Origin of the sequence: Lonsdalea iberica, from assembly GCF_002111585.1 — a bacterium.
In the GTDB taxonomy this organism is placed as follows: domain Bacteria; phylum Pseudomonadota; class Gammaproteobacteria; order Enterobacterales; family Enterobacteriaceae; genus Lonsdalea; species Lonsdalea iberica.
Map to the genome: position 1 here is coordinate 1 of NZ_LUTP01000020.1, position 18,713 is coordinate 18,713.

Annotated in this window: 19 protein-coding genes, 1 tRNA gene and 2 pseudogenes; 8 read left to right on the plus strand and 14 right to left on the minus strand. The window is 54.4% G+C overall.

What is annotated here, in order from left to right; translation table 11 throughout:
* The 5 genes and pseudogenes from AU511_RS17735 to AU511_RS09425 form a co-directional block, all read left to right on the plus strand.
* Positions 1 to 305: pseudogene (locus tag AU511_RS17735) on the plus strand (hypothetical protein); the annotation flags it as partial.
* A complete protein-coding gene (locus AU511_RS17740; RefSeq protein ID WP_240503804.1) occupies positions 227 to 436 on the plus strand; it encodes an AHH domain-containing protein in 210 nt (69 codons plus the stop codon). The pseudogene AU511_RS17735 and the gene AU511_RS17740, both read left to right, overlap by 79 nt.
* Complete coding sequence (locus AU511_RS09415; RefSeq protein WP_338037590.1) at positions 433 to 993, plus strand: hypothetical protein; 561 nt, start codon at positions 433 to 435, stop codon at positions 991 to 993. The genes AU511_RS17740 and AU511_RS09415 overlap by 4 nt, the downstream gene beginning before the upstream one ends.
* Before the next feature lie 45 nt (positions 994 to 1,038).
* Positions 1,039 to 1,566: pseudogene (locus AU511_RS09420) on the plus strand (RHS repeat-associated core domain-containing protein); the annotation flags it as partial.
* Positions 1,567 to 1,575: 9 nt separating this feature from the next.
* Complete coding sequence (locus tag AU511_RS09425; protein WP_094109499.1) at positions 1,576 to 1,974, plus strand: NTF2 fold immunity protein; 399 nt, start codon at positions 1,576 to 1,578, stop codon at positions 1,972 to 1,974.
* 67 nt (positions 1,975 to 2,041) lie between these two features.
* Here the strand turns inward: AU511_RS09425 and AU511_RS17240 are convergent, their stop codons facing one another.
* From AU511_RS17240 to gpt, 10 genes are all read right to left on the minus strand, one after another.
* Positions 2,042 to 2,197, minus strand: coding sequence for a hypothetical protein (locus AU511_RS17240; protein ID WP_205756442.1), 156 nt, complete (start codon positions 2,195 to 2,197; stop codon positions 2,042 to 2,044).
* A 267-nt stretch (positions 2,198 to 2,464) separates the two neighbouring features.
* Positions 2,465 to 2,540: transfer RNA gene (locus AU511_RS09430), tRNA-Thr, on the minus strand.
* A 176-nt stretch (positions 2,541 to 2,716) separates the two neighbouring features.
* A complete protein-coding gene (proA, locus tag AU511_RS09435; RefSeq protein WP_094109500.1) occupies positions 2,717 to 3,970 on the minus strand; it encodes a glutamate-5-semialdehyde dehydrogenase in 1,254 nt (417 codons plus the stop codon).
* A 10-nt stretch (positions 3,971 to 3,980) separates the two neighbouring features.
* Positions 3,981 to 5,084, minus strand: a complete 1,104-nt coding sequence (gene proB / locus AU511_RS09440) for a glutamate 5-kinase (RefSeq protein WP_094109501.1) — start codon at positions 5,082 to 5,084, stop codon at positions 3,981 to 3,983.
* Between the two features lie 127 nt (positions 5,085 to 5,211).
* A complete protein-coding gene (crl, locus tag AU511_RS09445; RefSeq protein WP_094100948.1) occupies positions 5,212 to 5,586 on the minus strand; it encodes a sigma factor-binding protein Crl in 375 nt (124 codons plus the stop codon).
* Between the two features lie 124 nt (positions 5,587 to 5,710).
* The gene (gene yfiB, locus AU511_RS09450; RefSeq protein WP_094109502.1) at positions 5,711 to 6,196 is read right to left on the minus strand and encodes an outer membrane lipoprotein YfiB; all 486 of its coding nucleotides are present in this window, start codon (positions 6,194 to 6,196) and stop codon (positions 5,711 to 5,713) included.
* Positions 6,197 to 6,204: 8 nt separating this feature from the next.
* The gene (dgcN, locus tag AU511_RS09455; RefSeq protein WP_094109503.1) at positions 6,205 to 7,443 is read right to left on the minus strand and encodes a diguanylate cyclase DgcN/YfiN; all 1,239 of its coding nucleotides are present in this window, start codon (positions 7,441 to 7,443) and stop codon (positions 6,205 to 6,207) included.
* Positions 7,436 to 7,939 carry a regulatory sequestration protein YfiR gene (gene yfiR, locus AU511_RS09460; RefSeq protein WP_167372013.1) on the minus strand — a complete coding sequence of 168 codons (504 nt, stop codon included), beginning with the start codon at positions 7,937 to 7,939 and terminating at the stop codon, positions 7,436 to 7,438. Before yfiR ends, dgcN begins: the two co-directional genes overlap by 8 nt.
* 247 nt (positions 7,940 to 8,186) lie before the next feature.
* Positions 8,187 to 9,434 (minus strand): esterase FrsA, encoded by a 1,248-nt coding sequence (gene frsA / locus AU511_RS09465; RefSeq protein ID WP_094109505.1) that lies wholly within the window; start codon positions 9,432 to 9,434, stop codon positions 8,187 to 8,189.
* Between the two features lie 151 nt (positions 9,435 to 9,585).
* Positions 9,586 to 10,044, minus strand: a complete 459-nt coding sequence (gene gpt / locus AU511_RS09470) for a xanthine phosphoribosyltransferase (RefSeq protein ID WP_026739764.1) — start codon at positions 10,042 to 10,044, stop codon at positions 9,586 to 9,588.
* A gap of 341 nt (positions 10,045 to 10,385) precedes the next feature.
* On the opposite strand from gpt, the gene pepD reads away from it, so the two are divergent.
* Positions 10,386 to 11,846: a beta-Ala-His dipeptidase gene (gene pepD, locus AU511_RS09475; protein ID WP_094109506.1), complete on the plus strand. Its 1,461-nt coding sequence runs from the start codon at positions 10,386 to 10,388 to the stop codon at positions 11,844 to 11,846.
* Between the two features lie 68 nt (positions 11,847 to 11,914).
* Here pepD and dinB read toward each other — a convergent pair whose 3' ends face one another.
* Positions 11,915 to 12,976 (minus strand): DNA polymerase IV, encoded by a 1,062-nt coding sequence (dinB, locus tag AU511_RS09480; protein WP_094100942.1) that lies wholly within the window; start codon positions 12,974 to 12,976, stop codon positions 11,915 to 11,917.
* A gap of 499 nt (positions 12,977 to 13,475) precedes the next feature.
* On the opposite strand from dinB, the gene dpaA reads away from it, so the two are divergent.
* A complete protein-coding gene (gene dpaA, locus AU511_RS09485; RefSeq protein WP_094100941.1) occupies positions 13,476 to 14,198 on the plus strand; it encodes a peptidoglycan meso-diaminopimelic acid protein amidase in 723 nt (240 codons plus the stop codon).
* Here dpaA and AU511_RS09490 read toward each other — a convergent pair.
* From AU511_RS09490 to mtnK, 3 genes are all read right to left on the minus strand, one after another.
* Entirely contained in the window at positions 14,169 to 14,936 is a 768-nt protein-coding gene (locus tag AU511_RS09490; protein WP_094109507.1) for a class II glutamine amidotransferase, read from the minus strand. The two genes, dpaA and AU511_RS09490, sit on opposite strands and share 30 nt — an antisense overlap.
* 251 nt (positions 14,937 to 15,187) lie before the next feature.
* Positions 15,188 to 15,769, minus strand: coding sequence for a D-sedoheptulose 7-phosphate isomerase (gene lpcA / locus AU511_RS09495; protein WP_094100939.1), 582 nt, complete (start codon positions 15,767 to 15,769; stop codon positions 15,188 to 15,190).
* 536 nt (positions 15,770 to 16,305) lie between these two features.
* On the minus strand, positions 16,306 to 17,508 hold the full coding sequence (gene mtnK, locus AU511_RS09500) for an S-methyl-5-thioribose kinase (protein ID WP_094109508.1): 1,203 nt from the start codon (positions 17,506 to 17,508) through the stop codon (positions 16,306 to 16,308).
* Positions 17,509 to 17,647: 139 nt separating this feature from the next.
* Here mtnK and mtnA point away from each other — a divergent pair, with 139 nt between their 5' ends.
* Positions 17,648 to 18,679 carry an S-methyl-5-thioribose-1-phosphate isomerase gene (gene mtnA / locus AU511_RS09505; protein ID WP_094109509.1) on the plus strand — a complete coding sequence of 344 codons (1,032 nt, stop codon included), beginning with the start codon at positions 17,648 to 17,650 and terminating at the stop codon, positions 18,677 to 18,679.
* The last annotated feature ends 34 nt before the right edge of the window (positions 18,680 to 18,713 follow it).

Genomic DNA, 18,713 nt, shown 5'->3' on the forward strand with positions numbered 1-18,713 from the left:
TGTTGGGGGGGGAGAGTAACTATGGTTACGTTTACAATCCTAAAACATGGATCGATCCGCTGGGGCTAACAAGTTGTCAGCTATCATCTGCAATGGAAAAAAGTGGAGTTCCACGGCCAGCAGATTCGGCAGCGCATCATATTGTAGGAGAGACATCTAAAGCTGCTAAACCCGCCCGAGACATCTTGAACAAGCATGGTATGATGTTAATGGTGCTGAAAATGGAGTGTTCTTACCAAACAAAAACAACAGCGATGGTCTATTGGGAATATTGCATAACGGACGACATCCTGATGACTATTTAAGAGCGGTGAACAATCGGATTGAACAAGCGGATATTCTTGGCGGTAAACAAGAGGTAATTCGAGAACTGGACCGAATTAGAGATATCCTTACTTCTGCTAAAAGAAATGCAAGTTGGTACACTATATTATGATGAAGATATATCTGTTACGCTCAACTTCAAAGAATACCTGTTCATTCATTCAGGACTATCCGAGTGGCGAAAGAAGCATAATTGGCCGCTCGATGATGAGATGCTGGAAACCGTTTCTCAACGATTATAGTGAAATCAGGTTAGAACTGAGGAAAAATGACTTTGGTAAGAAAAACTACCAATTTGATTTCAGTAGTGCTCTTGGCCCTTTTTTTATAATAAGCGAGTCGGTGCTAGATAAACTCAGCGATATTTTAGAATCAAGAGGGCAAATACTTCCAGTTATCACTGACAGTAAAAAGAAGAAGTTTTTCGGTTATTACCCTACCAATCCATTGACAGGCTGCTTTGATACAGAAAAATCTATTTATCGTGTGGCTGAGCGAGGTTTGATTATTGAAAAACCCGTATTGATTGCTTCGAATATCGTTGATGAATATTTGTTCTCAATTGAAGAGGACATTAGCCGAGTATTTGTGACAGATCGTTTCAAACAACGGATCGAAGAAGCGGGGCTTTTAGGTTTTGATTTCTCAGTTGAAATACCAACCTCGTGATTTAAATGGCCGGGAGGAATATTATATCCCCCAGTTGTAAGCATTCACCGATTTCGGTACTACGACCCCACCGGCGGCGGGTATATCTCGCCGGACCCGATAGGGGTGCTGGGGGGGGAGAGTAATTACGGGTACGTCTCAAATCCCATGTGCTGGGTCGACCCATTTGGGTTGGCAAAGTGCCCGACGTTAACTCATGGCGCTAACGGGGAAATATTATCAGCCAAAGCCACCGTATCGAAAGCCGAGCTTAGAACGGGTTCCGGAACGAATCAAAGCTCCAGAGATTACGCCCGTTCATTAGGTAATCAAACCGACGATGCCGGACACATATTAGGCAATGTGCTTGGTGGTCAAGGCGGTAAAGGGAATGTGTTTCCACAATTACCGGGTATTAACCGTGGTGAATATCGAGTGTTCGAAGAGCAAGTCAGAAAATATATCGATAAAAATGGAACAGTAGATATTGACTGGGCGTTTAAATATGGAAATGGTGGAACCCGACCTACAGAAATCTACTATGACGTCTATCAAAATGGACAGAAAGTCCTTGGTAGAATATTCAATAAGTAAGGTATTTTTATGACTGAGTTATCTAAAGCTGAAAAGGTTCTAAAAGAATTTATCATTCAAATGAATCAGTGGGAGTTGAAGTATTACCCATTATTCAGAAATGAAGGAATGACTGCGTATAAAGATGCAGCCAAAAAGGAACTTGATGATATATATACTCTCTTCTGCACAAAAAAAGAAAGAAAACAGGGCAGGCAAGTATCGCTATCATGTGGTGAACCACCGGAATACTCACCAGATGAAGAAGTATTAAGCAACGAGTTAAATAAAAATAAATGTGTATTTATAACTCAACAACATACTGGATTTAAAAATCAATATCGCTATACTCTTCAATTTAAGAATGATGAGTGGCGAATTGATAAGAAAGAATGGTTTGATGACAAGTGGAAGCAAGCCTACTTATAATAAAAAGCCGGAAATGATCCCAATGATCCTTCCGGCTTTATTTTACCTGTCGTTCAATTGCATTTATTTACTGATTGAGTATCCCCACCATATCCAGCCCACCGGGAAAACGGTTCAGCCAGTCAGCTGCGGCGCGTTCATCAAACGGCTCCCGGCTTAATCCTTCCAGACTGCACCACAGCTCCCGAATATCCTGCACAGTGATGACGATGCAACCCGGCATCACGCGCAGCTTGAGCGGCAGCCTAGTGCTGACCCCGGCTTCCTGTAGTCATCTACCGCAATACATAGGCTTTAGTTTCAGGCTTAGCGCGGCGAATCTGTACACCGTTTGAAGTCATGTGTATAGGAGCTCCGATTCGAACAGGACATAGACACATTCTGTACCGGATTCGACTGGACGGTCATTGATGACAATGAATTGAGTGGGTCTAACGTCTTGTAAAACAGTAGGGTTATAGACAATTAGGGACGTTTGAGACTGTTGAAATGGTGCCGATAATAGGAGTCGAACCTACGACCTTCGCATTACGAATGCGCTGCTCTACCAACTGAGCTATATCGGCTTTTTGGTCGCCCTGCGAATGCCTGACGATGTGTTACGGGGTGACAAACTAGTGAAATCATGCTGGCAAGTCAAGCATCTGGCGCTCGTCTGCCGAATTTATAATCGGACCAACGAGCGCTTTTTTCCTGTTATAGCAGCTTGTTATAACTAACTGAACCGCTATAACACGGGCGATTAAGCGCGGACGAGATCGTCGCCGTAGCCTATCCACTTGTAGGTGGTGAGCGCTTCCAGTCCCATGGGGCCGCGGGCATGCAGTTTCTGCGTGCTGACGGCGACTTCAGCACCCAGCCCGAACTGTCCGCCGTCGGTGAACCGGGTGCTGGCATTCACGTAGACAGCGGAGGAGTCGACCTCACGGACAAATTGTTCCGCACGGCTTAGCGAACGCGTCAGAATCGCGTCTGAATGCTGCGTGCCGTGTTCACGGATGTGGGAGACGGCATCGTCAAGATCGTCCACCAGCGCGACATTCAGGTCCAGCGACAGCCATTCATCATCAAAGTCGGCGGCTTCAACGGCCGTGACTTGCGCCGGTCCCTCGCTAAGCAGCGGCAGAGAACGCGGACAGGCATGGAGCGTGACGCCGCTTTTGTGCATCGCGGCGCTCAGCTGCGGCAGGAAATCCTGCGCGATACGCTGATGAACCAGCAGCGTCTCCAACGTGTTGCAGGTGCTGGGACGCTGGGTTTTCGCGTTCACGATGATGCGCAGAGCGGGCTCGAACGCCATCGACTCATCGACGTAAGTATGGCAAACGCCGATACCGCCGGTGATCACAGGGATGGTCGACTGTTCGCGGCAGAGCTTGTGAAGACCAGCACCGCCACGGGGGATCAGCATGTCTACGTAGCGATCGAGTTTCAGCAGTTGGTTTACGAGTTCGCGGTCCGGCTTTTCGATTGCCTGGATCGCCGCGGCGGGTAAGCCGCACTGCGTCAATGCCCGTTGGATTACGCTAACCGTCGCCACGTTGGTGCGATAGGTTTCTTTCCCGCCGCGCAGAATAGCCGCGTTACCCGTTTTCAGGCACAGGCTCGCCACATCGACCGTCACATTGGGACGCGCTTCGTAGATCACCCCAACCACGCCCAGCGGTACGCGCCGACGTTCCAGCTTGAGACCGTTATCCAGAATACGTCCATCCATCACTTCGCCGACCGGATCGTTGAGGCTGCAAACTTGACGTACATCGCTTGCGATCGCGGCCAGACGCGCTGGCGTCAATTGCAGACGGTCCAACATCGCTTCGCTCAGCCCCTCTTCACGCGCAGCGGCAACGTCCTGTTCGTTAGCGGACAGAATAGAGGCGCTCTCCGCTTCCAGCAGATCGGCTATCGCGAGAAGGGCCTGATTTTTCTGACTGGTGCTCAAGGCCGCCAGTTGATAAGAGGCCTGTTTTGCCGCTTTGCCCATTTGTTCAAGCACCGCGTACTCCTTAATTGATAATCATGTCGTCCCGATGGACCGCCACCGGACCGTATTCGTATCCGAGAATTTCTTCGATCTCCTGCGAGTGATGGCCCGCAATCATGCGCAGTGCATCACTGTTGTAGCGAGTGACCGCGTGAGCCAAATCCCGACCGGACAGGCTGCGCACACAGATGACTTCGCCACGGGAGAAAATCCCTGTCACTTCACGAATGCCTTTTGGCAGCAGAGAGCTACCGCGTTCCTGGATGGCGGACAGTGCGCCGTCATCCACAATGATCTCGCCTGCCGGAGGCGCACCGAAAATCCAACGTTTACGTTTTTCGAGCGGTTCGTCAACGGCATGGAAGTGAGTACCCACCGACACGTTATTCATGACATCGCCAATCACGCCCAGTCGACAACCTTCCGCGATGATGACGTCGATCCCGGCGCGGCACGCCACTTCGGCCGCCTGAATTTTGGTCGACATACCGCCTGTTCCCAGACCTGATACGCTGCCGCCCGCGATGTGCCGCAGCTCATCGGTGATGGTCTGAACATCGCTAATCAGTTTCGCATCCGGATTATCACGCGGATCGGCGGTGAAAAGGCCCTTCTGATCGGTGAGCAGTAACAGCTTGTCGGCATCCGCCATAATGGCGACCAGCGCTGACAGGTTATCGTTGTCGCCGACCTTGATTTCCAGTGTCGCGACCGCGTCGTTCTCATTGATAACCGGAACAACACGATTATCCAGCAATGCGCGCATCGTGTCGCGCGCATTCAGGAAGCGTTCACGATCTTCCATATCCGCACGGGTCAGTAACATCTGACCGATGTGGATGCCGTAAATCGAAAACAGTTGTTCCCATAGCTGGATGAGTCGACTCTGTCCGACGGCAGCTAACAGCTGCTTGGTCGCGACATTCACGGGGAGGTCGGGATAGCCGAGATGCTCCCGACCTGCGGCGATAGCGCCAGAGGTAACAATAACAATGCGATGCCCTGCGGCATGCAACTGCGCGCACTGACGCACAAGTTCTACGATATGGGCCCGGTTGAGGCGAGAAGACCCGCCTGTCAGCACGCTGGTGCCCAGTTTTACAACCATCGTTTGGCTGCCACTCATAATTTTTCTGCCATTGAATTGTATAAAAAAAGAGGATGGTGAAGAAAACGTTGTAACAGGAGAGACGCGTTATGCCAACAGGCACAACGCGAAAAAAAACCACACAGTCCTATGACCTAAGGGGGGGTTACGGTCTTTCCGTTAAGGAATAAGGGGGGTCTAGCTTCAGTACCAATACTTCCAGTCGTTTGTGGAAACTTTCCCGCGTAGTGTGCACCTTTTCGGTAATCGCTTTGTCTTTGAATTTGATTTCAGACCAGTTACCGGCTTCGTCAAACAAGCCATAACGATACGAGTAAGTCATACTTTGTCCCTGCGCATCCAGATCCAACCACCAGCCCCAAAATTCGCGCTTTTCCGGCTCTGCTTTGACGTCGACGCACATCGCCAGACAGTCAAAGAAGAAGTAGAAATCATGGCACTGGCCTTCTCGCAAATAAGGTCCCAAAGAGGTGAAATTTTTAATCAAACGGTGTCGCGTATGTCCACACGGTAATGTCATTCGGCATTCTCCCAGTTTTAACATTAAGTTATTAGCAGAGATGCCGCATTTTTCAACTTAATCGCGGGAGAAATAAGGCTTGACGACAGGCATTCTTATCGCGGCCTGCCGCCAGCGGGACAATTTACGGGGAGGTAATCACGATGGAAACTCGGCGATTTTCCGCCCTGCCCTGCGCCGTCCCATTGCTCACAATGGGATAATCCTTGCCCAGGCCACGAGTCTGAAGTTGGCTGCGCGGAATGTTAGCGCTCGTGGCATAAACATCCGCGACCACTTCCGCACGGCGCAAGGAGAGCGCCTGGTTATAGCGATCGTCGCCGGTATTGTCCGTATGACCATCCATGCGGGCGTGACTCAGCCCCACGGCCGACAACGTTTTGGCGACCTTTTGAATCGCCGCGCGGCTTTGCGGGGTCAGTGTGGCTTTGTCGAGGTCGAACAGCACTTTTTCCGTCAACCCCAACGCCCACCCCTCTTCGCACGGCTTGAATCCTGTCGATTGCAATGCCGCAACCTGTTGGGGAGTGAACGGAGCTTTGTGAGACTGGCAGGACGTCACCCCCAGAGCCAGCGCCGCAATCAACACGAATTGCAGAGAGAACTTCATACAACCACTTACCTCGTTAACGCATGTCGCCGGTATTTTTGCTTTTCCAGGTACATGTTTTTGTCAGCTTGCTCCAGGAGGTCCTCTATAGTGGAGTACTGATCGGCAATCGCTACGCCAATGCTTAGCGACATCACAACTTCCGCGCCATTTTGAAGTTCGATCGGCTGGCTTACGCGACGGCGGATCTTGTTCACGATGGGCATAACGTCATCCATATCCTGGACGTCAGACAGGATTAAAGCGAACTCATCACCGCCCAATCGCGCCGGAAGGTCTTTTTTCCCCGCGCAATATTTCAATCGTTTAGCGATGGTTATCAACACCTTGTCGCCAGCAGCATGACCATAGGTATCATTGATATATTTAAACTGGTTGCCATCCATAAACAGCACGGCCGTGCGGCTGTGGCTCTCTTCATCTTCCAGCACGTTTTCCAGCGCGCTGCAAAATGCCGTGCGGTTGGCTAACCCCGTCAAAGCATCGTGCAGAGAACGTTTCAGCAATGAATCATTCTCTTTCAGAATCTGCTCCTGCCAGCTTTCAATCTCTTCGAGCAGGCTATTGAAATCCTGGCTAAAGACATCCAGTTCAACAATCTTTGCCGACGGCACTCGCCGAGCGAAGTTACGGTTTTCTCGAATATCGTGCACTACCTCGGCAATATTTTGCAGCGCCATAATCAAGCCATGATGCAGATGGCGGGTGATGATGACGGACAATATCGAGGCAAAGACCAGGCACAGCGTGAGCACCAGTAGGGAAAAGTAAACAAAGCTTTTAACCGGGGCGTCGCTGCCCGAAATCTCGATATGGCCCACGAGATTGCCCCGGTGATAGATGGGCTGCAGCACCGAACTGGGAAAGAGCCATTTGGCGATCATTCGGCTCATCGGGTCGGCGTGTTCGCTGCCTGCGGCTTGCCAAAACGTGATTTTTCGACCGTTCGCATCCGTGACTATAGCCTGACTGAACTGACCCTGCTGGCCGAGAGTGTTCAGCGTTTCACGGGCCGCCACGCCGTCGCGGAACACGACAGCGGCCTCGATGCTTTGGCTCAGAGTACTGGTGAGCAACTGCAGATTCTTTTCAGAATACTGTTTGAATGAGATCAGCGACGCCGTGGTGATCAACATCCATGACACCGTCATAGTGATGACGATACTCAAGGTACTGATACGCGCCAGGGCTTTCCTGAAGGTGATTCTGCCGGTGACTGTACTGGACGTAGAGGCTGGCTTATCCATGTTTAGCATTCCGCGGACGACCAAGCATTAATACTTCGGGACTAACTTTCACCCCGGTACGAAACAACGAGTCCAAATTTACAGAGAAACTGACCTTTTTATCCGCGAAGATAAGACAAAACGCGCTGCCATCAACACATTCGGGGTTTTGCTCCGAAATAGTCAGTAGTGGATGCGCCGGGTCCAGGCTTGAAATTCCGACCTGCTCTTGAATGGATTCCCTGCCGAAGTATACCGCATCGCAGTGCGAGGACGAAAAATCATCGACATCTTCTATCAATATTGCATTGAATAAGGGAAGATCTTGCTCATTACGAGTATCGGTGAGCGCGGCAGCGAAATGCGCTGAAGAGAATACGCAAAGCGTAGGAACCATTTGGGTGGACGGCCACCGTGTGTAGCTGACGATACCGGATACGGTACGGCGTAGGTCGGCCGCTGAAACCTGATTCATCTCTGTTTTAAGATTGGACGCGTCGGCCCTGGCTAACAACATAAGGGGTAACATCGAAAATATTAGAACAAGTAAGATCCACCTTCTCTCCATAATAACGTTATCCAGCTGCTAATCATCCAATTGGGAAGGAATGTTTTTTGCACGCGCTGCAAAGCCAAACGCGCGGCGGCTTACCTTCGAAGCTATTTTGTTTTTCAAATAGCATAGCTAACGAATACGTTATCACCATCCCATCCACGGTAATGGGACGATAAAGGGGACGATCATGCGGCAGATAAAGACATCGCTACTGAAGCTGATGCCCTAACCAATGGCTGATTTGCTGTAAACAGAGATGGAAACTTTCGTAGACCGGTGAAGATTTAACCTCCAATAGCTTGCCCTGGGACGATGAGTTGACGATCAGTTCGGACTCCTCTTTCGGGCTGAGTACGTCGTCCTTCCAATAAGCGGAGAGCATCGGCGTCGGGCAGCGCCGACCCAACAACCCCTGCGTTTTCAAGGAATAGCGCCCCATCTCCGCCTTCAATGCGGCGTCCGTGGAAGACGGCATGCCGAGCCGGCTGGCGAGGATATCCATATACATATCCGGCACATCCTGCTGACGCACGGCGCCAGCCAGCAGCGAATGCACCACCGGCCCCAGACAAGCGACGCCCTTCAGACGCGGCGATTCCAGATACGCGAGCCGGACGGCGATATTGGCGCCGAAGCGAAAACCAAACGCTCCGACTCGGGTATGATCCACCCACGGCACGTCCGGCAAGGCTTTCAATACCTGCTGATGCAGGAAGCTGGAGTCTTGATCCAACTTCCAGCGCGACGAAAAACCGACTGACGGCATATCAATCGTCAGCATCGCCATTCCCGCCGGCGCCAGATAGTCATGGAACAAGCGATAATAGTCGCTTTGCAGCAAATCCAGACTGCCGCACACCAGTACGGTGGGAAACGGCGCGCTGCCCTGAGAGGGCATATGCAAAAACCCGGTCAGCGTACCGCCGCCGTCGATAGGAATAGACAGCGTTTTTAATTCAAAACTGAGGAGATTGGCCGCCTCTTCATAGGCGCGATTCGCCATCGTCTGCGCCTGCTCCGCAAGCTCATCGCCCTTCAGGTGCGGATAGGCGGCGATGCTGTACAGCGTGGCGGCCTTCAGCCAGCACAGCCCTTTTGTCTCATCATCGTGTTCGCTCTCCGTCGCCTGCTGCTGGCAGCGCATTCCCTGTACGACCCATTCGTAAATCCAGTTTCCGCCGCGGTAACCGATGACCGTATCCAGCAGCGCGTCATCGCTGCGCTGGGCCGTACTGGCGGCAATGCGCGATAGTACTTCCTCGATGTCCAACGGCGCTACGCCGCGCCAGATCCACATCAGGCGGTTGATCATCCGATACCAGGCGCTGTTATTGCTGCCCTCCAGGGCGGAGTGCATCGCACTGGTGGAGTGATGCGCACGCGGGATCAGGGTCGAGGTTTCCGGATGTTTGAAGGACGGTTTGAACAGCTTTTCGGACAGATTGGCCTGAACCACAACAGCCTCCATATAAGATCGAGCGGCAGAGAGAGCGTTTCGCTAAAGTGTACTCAACACCACATGGAAATGCAGTACGGGAGAGGGAAAAGAGTCGGAAATGACAACGCCCGGCAAAACCGGGCGTTATAGACGGCAAATCAGGGAGCGATTAGCGGTCGGACAGCGGCGGTACGAATACCACGCCCATGTCCCAAGGCTGCTCAATCCAGGTATCCTGCGGGATATCAACCTGATAATCGTCCACCAGCGGTTTCCCAGCTGGTTTCGCAAAAATGGTGATGAAGTGCGCTTTCGGATACATATCGCGAATCGCTTTGGCGGTACCGCCGGTATCGACTAGATCGTCCACCACGATGAAGCCTTCGCCATCGCCTTCAGCACGTTTCAGCACTTTCAGCTCGCGCTGGTTGTCATGGTCGTAGCTGGAGATGCATACGGTGTCCACATGACGGATACCCAGCTCGCGGGCCAGCAGAGAACCCGGAACCAGACCGCCGCGGCTGACGGCGATGATGCCTTTCCATTGGTCCGCCGGCAGTAAACGCTCGGCCAGTTTGCGGGCATGAATCTGCAACATATCCCAGGTTACGACGTATTTTTCACTCATATAATATATCCCGGCCAACGGTGGAGTCGGCTTTATCATAGTCGGAGGGGGAAAAAGGTTGCGCGAGATTATAGATAGCCAACCTCATAAAAACCAGCCTTTATCCGATTGAGTTTTGTGGGTGGCGACAAAATCCCCGCCGCCATCGTTGGCAAGCCGCCCGCTGTCAGCCACCTTAGCCGGTTCATCGCGGCCAGGATTGACAGACTCTCCCCGGCGGCGGGAAAGTGATACTCTGTTTCATGATGCCCGATCGCCCCGCTCAAGCGCGATCATTTTTTAACCTGTAGCGCCTCACGCGCCAGACGCGGACTTAGGCTGCTGAAAAGGAGACGTGAATAGTGTCTGAATTGTCTCAGCTTTCCCCACAACCCCTGTGGGATATTTTTGCCACGATCTGTTCCATTCCCCATCCCTCCTATCATGAAGAGGCGCTGGCGGCGCACATTCTGTCATGGGCGCAGGCGCGCGGCATTCATTCAGAGCGCGATCGCGTCGGCAACATTCTGCTGCGCAAACCGGCGACCCCGGGCATGGAAAACCGCAAGCCGGTTGTGCTGCAAGCTCATCTGGATATGGTGCCGCAGAAAAACAACGATACGACGCATGATTTCACGAAAGATCCGATTCAGCCTTATATCGACGGCGAGTGGGTGAAAGCGCGCGGCACCACGCTGGGCGCAGACAATGGTATCGGTATGGCGTCTACGCTGGCCGTCCTCTCCGACGACAGCGTCGAACACGGCCCGCTGGAAGTACTGCTCACCATGACGGAAGAGTCCGGCATGGACGGCGCTTTCGGCCTGCAACCGAACTGGCTGCAGGGAGAGATTCTGATCAACACCGACTCGGAAGAGGAAGGCGAAGTCTATATGGGCTGCGCGGGCGGGATCGATTTCCTGACGCGCCTGCCGCTGCAGCGAGAAGCGGTGCCTGCGGGCTATCAAGTGATGAAGCTGGTGATTAAAGGGCTGAAAGGCGGGCATTCCGGCTGCGACATTCACCTGGGGCTTGGCAACGCGAATAAACTGCTGAGCCGTTTCCTGGCGGAGCAGGCGAAAACGCTGGACCTGCGTCTTCTCGACCTGAACGGCGGCACGCTGCGCAACGCCATCCCTCGCGAAAGCGCGGTCACGCTGGCCGTCGCGGCAGATAAGGTCGCTGCGCTGAAAGCGGCGGCGCAGGATTATGTCGCCGTACTGAAACATGAGCTGGCCGCGGTGGAAAAAAACATCGCTGTGCTCATCGAACCGACGTCGGACGCCTCGGCGGCCCTCACAGCAGACAGCCGAGATCGGCTGGTGGCGCTGCTTAACGCAACCCCAAACGGCGTGATCCGCATGAGCGATGAGGTCAAAGGCGTGGTGGAAACCTCGCTCAACGTCGGGGTCATCACCATGACCGAGACGCAGGCGGAAGTGCACTGTCTGATCCGTTCACTGATCGACAGCGGCAAGGACTATGTGGTGAGCGTGCTGACGTCGCTGGGACAACTGGCCGGCGCGGAAACGCTCCCCAAAGGCGGCTACCCAGGCTGGCAGCCGGATGCGCAATCGCCGGTCATGCAGCTGGTGCGGGAAACTTATCAGCAGTTGTTCGACAAAACGCCGAGCGTTCAAGTGATCCACGCCGGTCTGGAATGCGGGCTGTTTAAGAAGCCTTATCCGGAGATGGATATGGTTTCTATCGGCCCGACCATCACCGGACCGCACTCGCCGGATGAGCGGGTAAATATCGCGAGCGTCGGCTTGTATTGGCAACTGCTGACCGCGGTCTTGAAAGCTATCCCAGAGAAACGCTAAGGCGTTCATTGACTCCCCTCCCCGCATCCGGCTGACATCTCGCCGGATGCGGCGTCAAATGCCTTCGATCAACGCTCCCAGTTAAATACCAACTGCCGCTCCAGCTGCGGGTCCAGTAGTGTCACGTGTAAGCCCACCAGCCGAACCCCGCGCGCTTCGCGTCGCTGCTCCCAGGTTTGCCTCGCCAACTGAATGAGGTCCTCTTTATTCAGGACCGGCCAGACATGCTCCTGCGTGGTCTGCCGAAAATCATCGAACTTCAGCTTTACCCCCTGACGCGCGATATGCAGATCCGGCTTCACCCGGCGCAGGCGCACCTCCAGCTCGTCATACAGCGTATCGATCAGCGCTTCGCATTGAGGCCAGTCGTGTATATCCTGCGCCAGCGTTTTCTCGACGCCGACGGATTTACGTAGCCGGTCAGGCGACACCTGTCGTTCATCAATGCCGTGACAGCGCTCCCACAGCACCCGCCCAAACTTGCCGAACGACTTCAATAGCGCGGACAAATCATAACGCCGCACGTCGGCGCAGGTATGCAGTCCCCGTTCGGCCAACCGGCTGGCGGTCACTTTGCCGACGCCGGGGATCTTCGCCAACGGCAGCGCCAAAATGAAGTCATCCACCTGGGTGGGCGTAATGACATATTGTCCGTTGGGTTTGTTCTGTTCGGAGGCCACCTTTGCCAGAAATTTGATCGGCGCGACGCCCGCGGAGGCGGTCAGATTCAGCTCATCAAAGATGGCCTGACGAATCTCCTGCGCCATCAGCGTGGCGGAGCCGTTGCAATGAGGACTTTCGGTCACGTCGAGGTAGGCTTCGTCCAGCGACAACGGTTCAATCAGTTCGGTATAGCGGGCAAAGATCTGTCGAATTTGGAGGGAGGTAGTCTTATAGACCTCCATTCGCCCCGGCAGCAAGGTCAGATGTGGACAAAGCCGCAAAGCGGTGGCGGTGGCCATCGCGCTGTGGACGCCGTAACGGCGAGCGGGATAATTGGCGGTGCTGATCACCCCACGGCGCAACGCGCTGCCGCCGATGGCAAGGGGAATATCGCGCAGGCGCGGATTGTCCCGCATTTCAATGGCGGCGTAAAAGCAATCCATATCGACATGAATAATCTTGCGCATATCCCCTCCGGTATCTGTATAAAAATACAGTACCGACGCGGAGTGATGCAAGCAGGTCGACCACCCGAGCAACATCGCGCCAGTGAACCGAGGCGGTCAAATGCCCGGACGACGCGCATATCCGCACGATTTTCGTAGAAAATACGCTGAAAGAAAAATAGGGCTCCAGCTCGCTTCCCATGACGAAGAGAATTTGCCTTTTCTACCTGCAGCAAGGAGGCGATGACAATCCGTTTCTTAATAAGATCGTTGTGTTACCGACGTTTTTCCCCAACCTTCTCGCGCCTTATCGGCTGGGAGCAGAGCCGTCATTACGTCAACGATGACGCCCTCGGTGTGACCCTCATGTTACCGCTGTTTGCGTCTAACATAATTTCCCACTTGAATAAAATAAACGCAGTGCTAATGTGACAGCGCTACACCGCCTTAGGCACAGGAATACGGGACGACACCACAAAAATACCGTATGTCACACAGCTTCAGTTATCAGGATCCATCAATGCAAAAAATCGCACTGTCATTTGCGACGCTGTTTTTTTTGCCTTCCGTATTTGTTACCAGCTACGCGAGCGAAGTCATTCCGGTCACGACCTCCTTCAAGCAGCAGGCGTTAGGCTCGCCGGTATATATTCAAATATTCAAAGAAGAGCGGCTTTTAGAGCTGTATGCCAAAATCGGCACCGACTATCGTCTGGTGCAAAGCTATCCCATCTGCAAATACTCGGGCGGTCTCGGTCCCAAACGGGTGGAAGGCGATATGAAGAGTCCGGAAGGATTTTATCAGGTCGATTTGCATCAGCTTAAACCGGATAGCCGCTTTCACCGCGCCATCAACGTCGGTTTCCCCAACGAATATGACCGAGCCCAGGGCTATTCCGGACGCTATCTCATGATTCACGGCGAATGCGTGTCGGTCGGCTGTTACGCGATGACCAATCAGTACATCGATGAGATCTACACCTATGTCGAGCGGGCGCTATTGAATGGGCAGGCGAAAGTCGAACTGGCGATTTACCCGTTCCGTATGACGGACAAAAACCTGCAGCGGCATCGCAACTCTCTCTACGCCAACTTCTGGCAGCAGTTGCAGCCGGGCTACGCCTATTTCAACCAGCATCACCAGCCCCCGGCCGTCGCGGTGTTCAATAACCAATATATGGTGAATCAGGCGACCCCGAACAAGAATCCGTTTTCAAACTATGCGCTCACCAAAATGGAATAACACGAACTCGCCTGGCTCGATCTGATGCCAGGTCTCATTTCCCGTCAGCGGCTGCGTCGCCAGCACGGTGACCACGTCATCCGGCGTGGTCTGCTGTTGAAAATCGATCTCCACATCATCATCGAGCAGCGTCGCCTTACCGAATGGCGCACGGCGCGTAATCCAGCATAGCCGCGTGGAGCAGTACCCCATCACGAAATGTCCATCGGACAACAGCATGTTAAATACGCCCTTTTTACTCAGCGTTTCCGCCAGCGATGCGATATAGCGAAAGACCGAAGGCCAGTGCGATGGCGTGCGGGGATAGCGTAACGAGAGATGGTGAAGCAGCCAGCAGAAGGCGTATTCGCTGTCCGTCTGCCCCACCGGGCGGTAGGTTCCCGTTTTCAGGCTCCGATAACCCTTTAGCTGGCCGTTGTGGGCGAACGTCCAGTTTCTCCCCCACAGCTCGCGGGTAAACGGATGGGTGTTCTCCAGCGCCACCGCCCCCCGGTTGGCCTGGCGGATATGCGACACCACGGCGCGGGACTTGATGGGATACTTCTGTACCAGCTGTGCAATAGGCGACGTGGCGCTAGGCAGCGGATCTTTGAACGTACGACAACCGTTGCCTTCGTAAAAGGTAATCCCCCAGCCGTCACGATGCGGTCCGGTACGGCCGCCGCGCTGCATCAGTCCGGAAAAGCTAAAACAGATATCAGCGGGGACATTTGCGCTCATCCCAAGCAGTTCACACATGGTTGATTCCTTACCTTGGCGACCCGCGATGAAAACGTCAGAGCCGCAGACCATGATTAGCCTGCGTCTTCAGGCGAGATCCGTGCGGTGTGAATGGCCCTGAGGAACAGCCCAGCCCTGCTCCTTTGGGCCAACGTGACATCCCATCTTCTGCAGAGCGCTCGTCCGCGCCTTGATGAAACGATTTTGCGACAATGGCAGCATTCTGACCGGGGCGAGATGCTGCCTGATGTACCGTTGGCGCAGCGGGATTAGCTCTCCGCCATTTCCTTTTCAATCAGCTGGATCAGGATATGAATCGCTTTGATATGGATTTCCTGAATACGGTCGGCGTAGCCAAAATGCGGCACGCGGATTTCGACGTCCGCCGATCCGGCCATTTTGCCGCCGTCTTTGCCGGTCAGCGTAATGACTTTCATCCGCTTGGCGCGCGCGGCCGCAATGGCCCGAATGATATTGCCGGAGTTGCCCGAGGTGGAAATCCCCAGCAGCACATCCCCTTCACGCCCCAGGGATTCAATGTAGCGCGAGAACACGAAGTCGTAGCCAAAGTCATTGCTGACGCAGGAGATATGGCTCGGGTCGGAAATCGCGATCGCCGGCAGTCCCGCACGGTTTTCACGGTAACGGCCGGTCAGCTCTTCGGCGAAATGCATGGCATCGCAATGAGAACCGCCGTTCCCACAGGAGATAACCTTTCCGCCCGCTTTGAACGCGTCCGCCAGCAGTACCGCCGCATCCTGAATCGACTGAATATTGGCATCGTCGCTTAAAAAGGTATTCAGCGTATCCGCCGCTTCTGTTAGCTCTTTACGGATTAAGTCCTGATACATGGAACCCTCTCATTAGGTGATATCACGATGGTCTTGCCGTGCAGTGTAACGGATCGCCCAAACCCGGAGAAGCGGACAATTGACGATTGATATGTTTCGCGGCGGAGGTCACGTAGGGGAGATTATTTAACGCACAGTTTCCACCGCCCATCATAGAGAACCACATCGCAAAGCACGGCCGGAACTAAAAAAACCGCCGACCTATCGGCGGTATAAGACGTTAAAACACGCCTTTCGATACGCGACGATGACTGCAAATGCTCTTTCAGCAGTATACCAGCCTGATTCAGGGTGCCTGAACTTCAGGAACGCTGGCGAGCGCCTTCAGAAGACGGTAGTCATGGCTCGTACCGTTATAACGCACCTGCTCCACATCGACGCCCGTAGCGTTCACATGCCGCGAGACGTTTCAGACAGGCCGAAACATTGCGAGGGGAGATAACAGGCGGTGAGGTTTGCACAACGGCGACGGCGTGTTTAATAGCATGATGCGGGGGGAAAACGGCGCGGAGACCTCCGCGCCATTTGGCGATACCTCAGGCTTCCCATTTGCCGATACGCGTCAATAGCGCCTTGGGATCGGCAATGTCGCCGGCTTCGACGATCAGCGCTCTACCTAGCGCCAGCGCATGTCTTTTCGCGGTCAATCGAGCCTGGTTGTCCGCAATACTATCCAGATCCGCGACGTGGGCCAGGCCGATGGTGCGACGAATCAATTCGCTGCCGCAGTACCCAACGGCGTCATGCCACACCTGACGCAAAAACAGTTCGGCATAGCCGTCGGCCGCCAGCGCAGGCTCACGACCTTGCTCTGCGCATAGCGCCGTAAAACGTTCAGCGAAAGTCCGCCACAGCGTGACGCACTCCTCAAGACGCTGAGACCGGGCGATCTTTGCCGCTTCGGCTCCCAACAATCCCGGCACACCGCAGTAGTTCAACAGCAGGTTCCCTAGCGCAGACCCCACGTCGAAGCCGATAGGACCGTAGAAACCGAACTCGGCGTCAATCACCTTGAGCTTGCCTTCGGCCACGAAAATCGACCCACTATGCACATCGCCGTGCAACAACGCTTCCGCCTTGGTGAGAAAACCGTGTTTTAACGCGGCCACCGCGCGCTTCAACGCGCGATCTTCCCGCAGCGCCAATACGTTCGGCAGTAGCTCCGGCTCGAACTGATTGCGTTCATGATCGCTATACGGATCGGTAAAGAACAGATCTTCCGTAATCTGACACAGCTCCGGGTTAGTGAAACGGCTGACAGCTGCTTTCTTATCGTGCGGCAACTGATAGAAGTCGGAGGTATGAAACAGCGTCTGCGCCAGATATTCGCCCAGCTGAGAGGCCGCCTGCGGGTAATGACACCCCGCCACCAGTTCGTGACGCCAAATGCGATGATCGGACAGATCTTCCTGCACCATCACCGCCAGTTCGGGATCGTAATGCGATACCGCAACGGTATGCTGCGGGCAAAACTGCGCGTGGGTCAGCAGCGTTTCGGCTTCAATTCTGGCCCTGTCCAGCGTCAGCGGCCACGACTCGCCGACACAGCGCACATAGGGCAGCGCCTGCTTGACGATCACACGGCTGACGCCCCGCGTATCGCGAATTTTGAAGACCAGATTCAGGTTGCCGTCGCCAATCTCCTCGGCGGCGACCAACGTATGCGCCTCTGCCACGCCGCCGTATTGGCGGGCGTATGCTACGGCATCGTCTGCTTGGAAAGTACGGTATTGTGACATTGCGAATCCCCTGGTAGGTGGTGTCTGTGTCATTTTTTGTTGTTTTAGCCATAAAAGCGTTTGGACGTCTATACATCCGAAAGGCATACTGGCAGAATAAAAAAATTGATGCAATAACGCAACACGGATTTAACCCCAAATGCAAAACATTAACACGACAAGTCTAAAGGTTATTGATAACCAGCTCTGGATCCTCGATCAGCAGGCGCTGCCGCAGGAAAAGGTTTGGCATCCCTGTCCGAACGTCGATGCGCTGGTTGAACATATCAAAGCGCTGCGCGTTCGCGGCGCGCCGGTCATCGGGCTATCAGCAAGTCTGCTGTTGGCTTTGCTGGCGGAAGACGGCCTGTCGCAACAGGCGCTGGCGGCAGCTTTGGAGACGCTACGCGCGGCGCGGCCGACCGCCGTCAACCTGATGAACAATCTTGACCGCATGAAGCAGGCGCTGGCGGCGCCGGAGTGGGTCCCGGCCCTGGAGCGGGAGGCTCTGCGGTTGATTGAGGAAGATCGCGCCCTGTGCGATCGCATCGCGGATAACGGCGCCACGCTCGTCACCCCCGGCAGCCGGCTGCTGACTCACTGCAACACCGGCGGACTGGCGACGGCGGGCGTGGGCACGGCGATCGGGGTACTGCTGCGCGCGCATCAGCAGGGCAAGATAGAAAACGTATGGGTGGATGAAACCCGGCCGTTGCTGCAAGGCGGACGCCTTACCGCCTGGGAACTGGGCGAATTGGGCATTCCCTATCGCCTGATTTGCGACTCTATGGCGGCGTCGCTGATGGCGCAGGGCCAAGTCGATGCCGTGTGGGTCGGCGCGGACCGCATCGCTGCCAACGGCGATGTCGCCAACAAGATCGGCACCTATAGCCTGGCAGTGCTGGCGCATTATCACCGCGTTCCTTTCTACGTCGCCGCGCCTCACACCACGCACGATCCGCACTGTGCGGATGGCGATGCGATCCCCATCGAACAGCGCGCGGCCGCCGAGGTCACCGGCGTGTCAGGAAGCTTTGGCCACACCCAGTGGGCGCCGCAGGATGCGCCAGTGTATAACCCGGCCTTTGATGTCACCCCGGCCGCCTTGATTAGCGGTTGGGTGCTGGATAGCGGCGTGATTACGCCCGAGCAGGCGCGGGAAGGTGTTTTCCAGAAGACGCTGTCGCGTTGATGCGGTAGGACTCGTCTCCCCGCCGCTCGGGTGG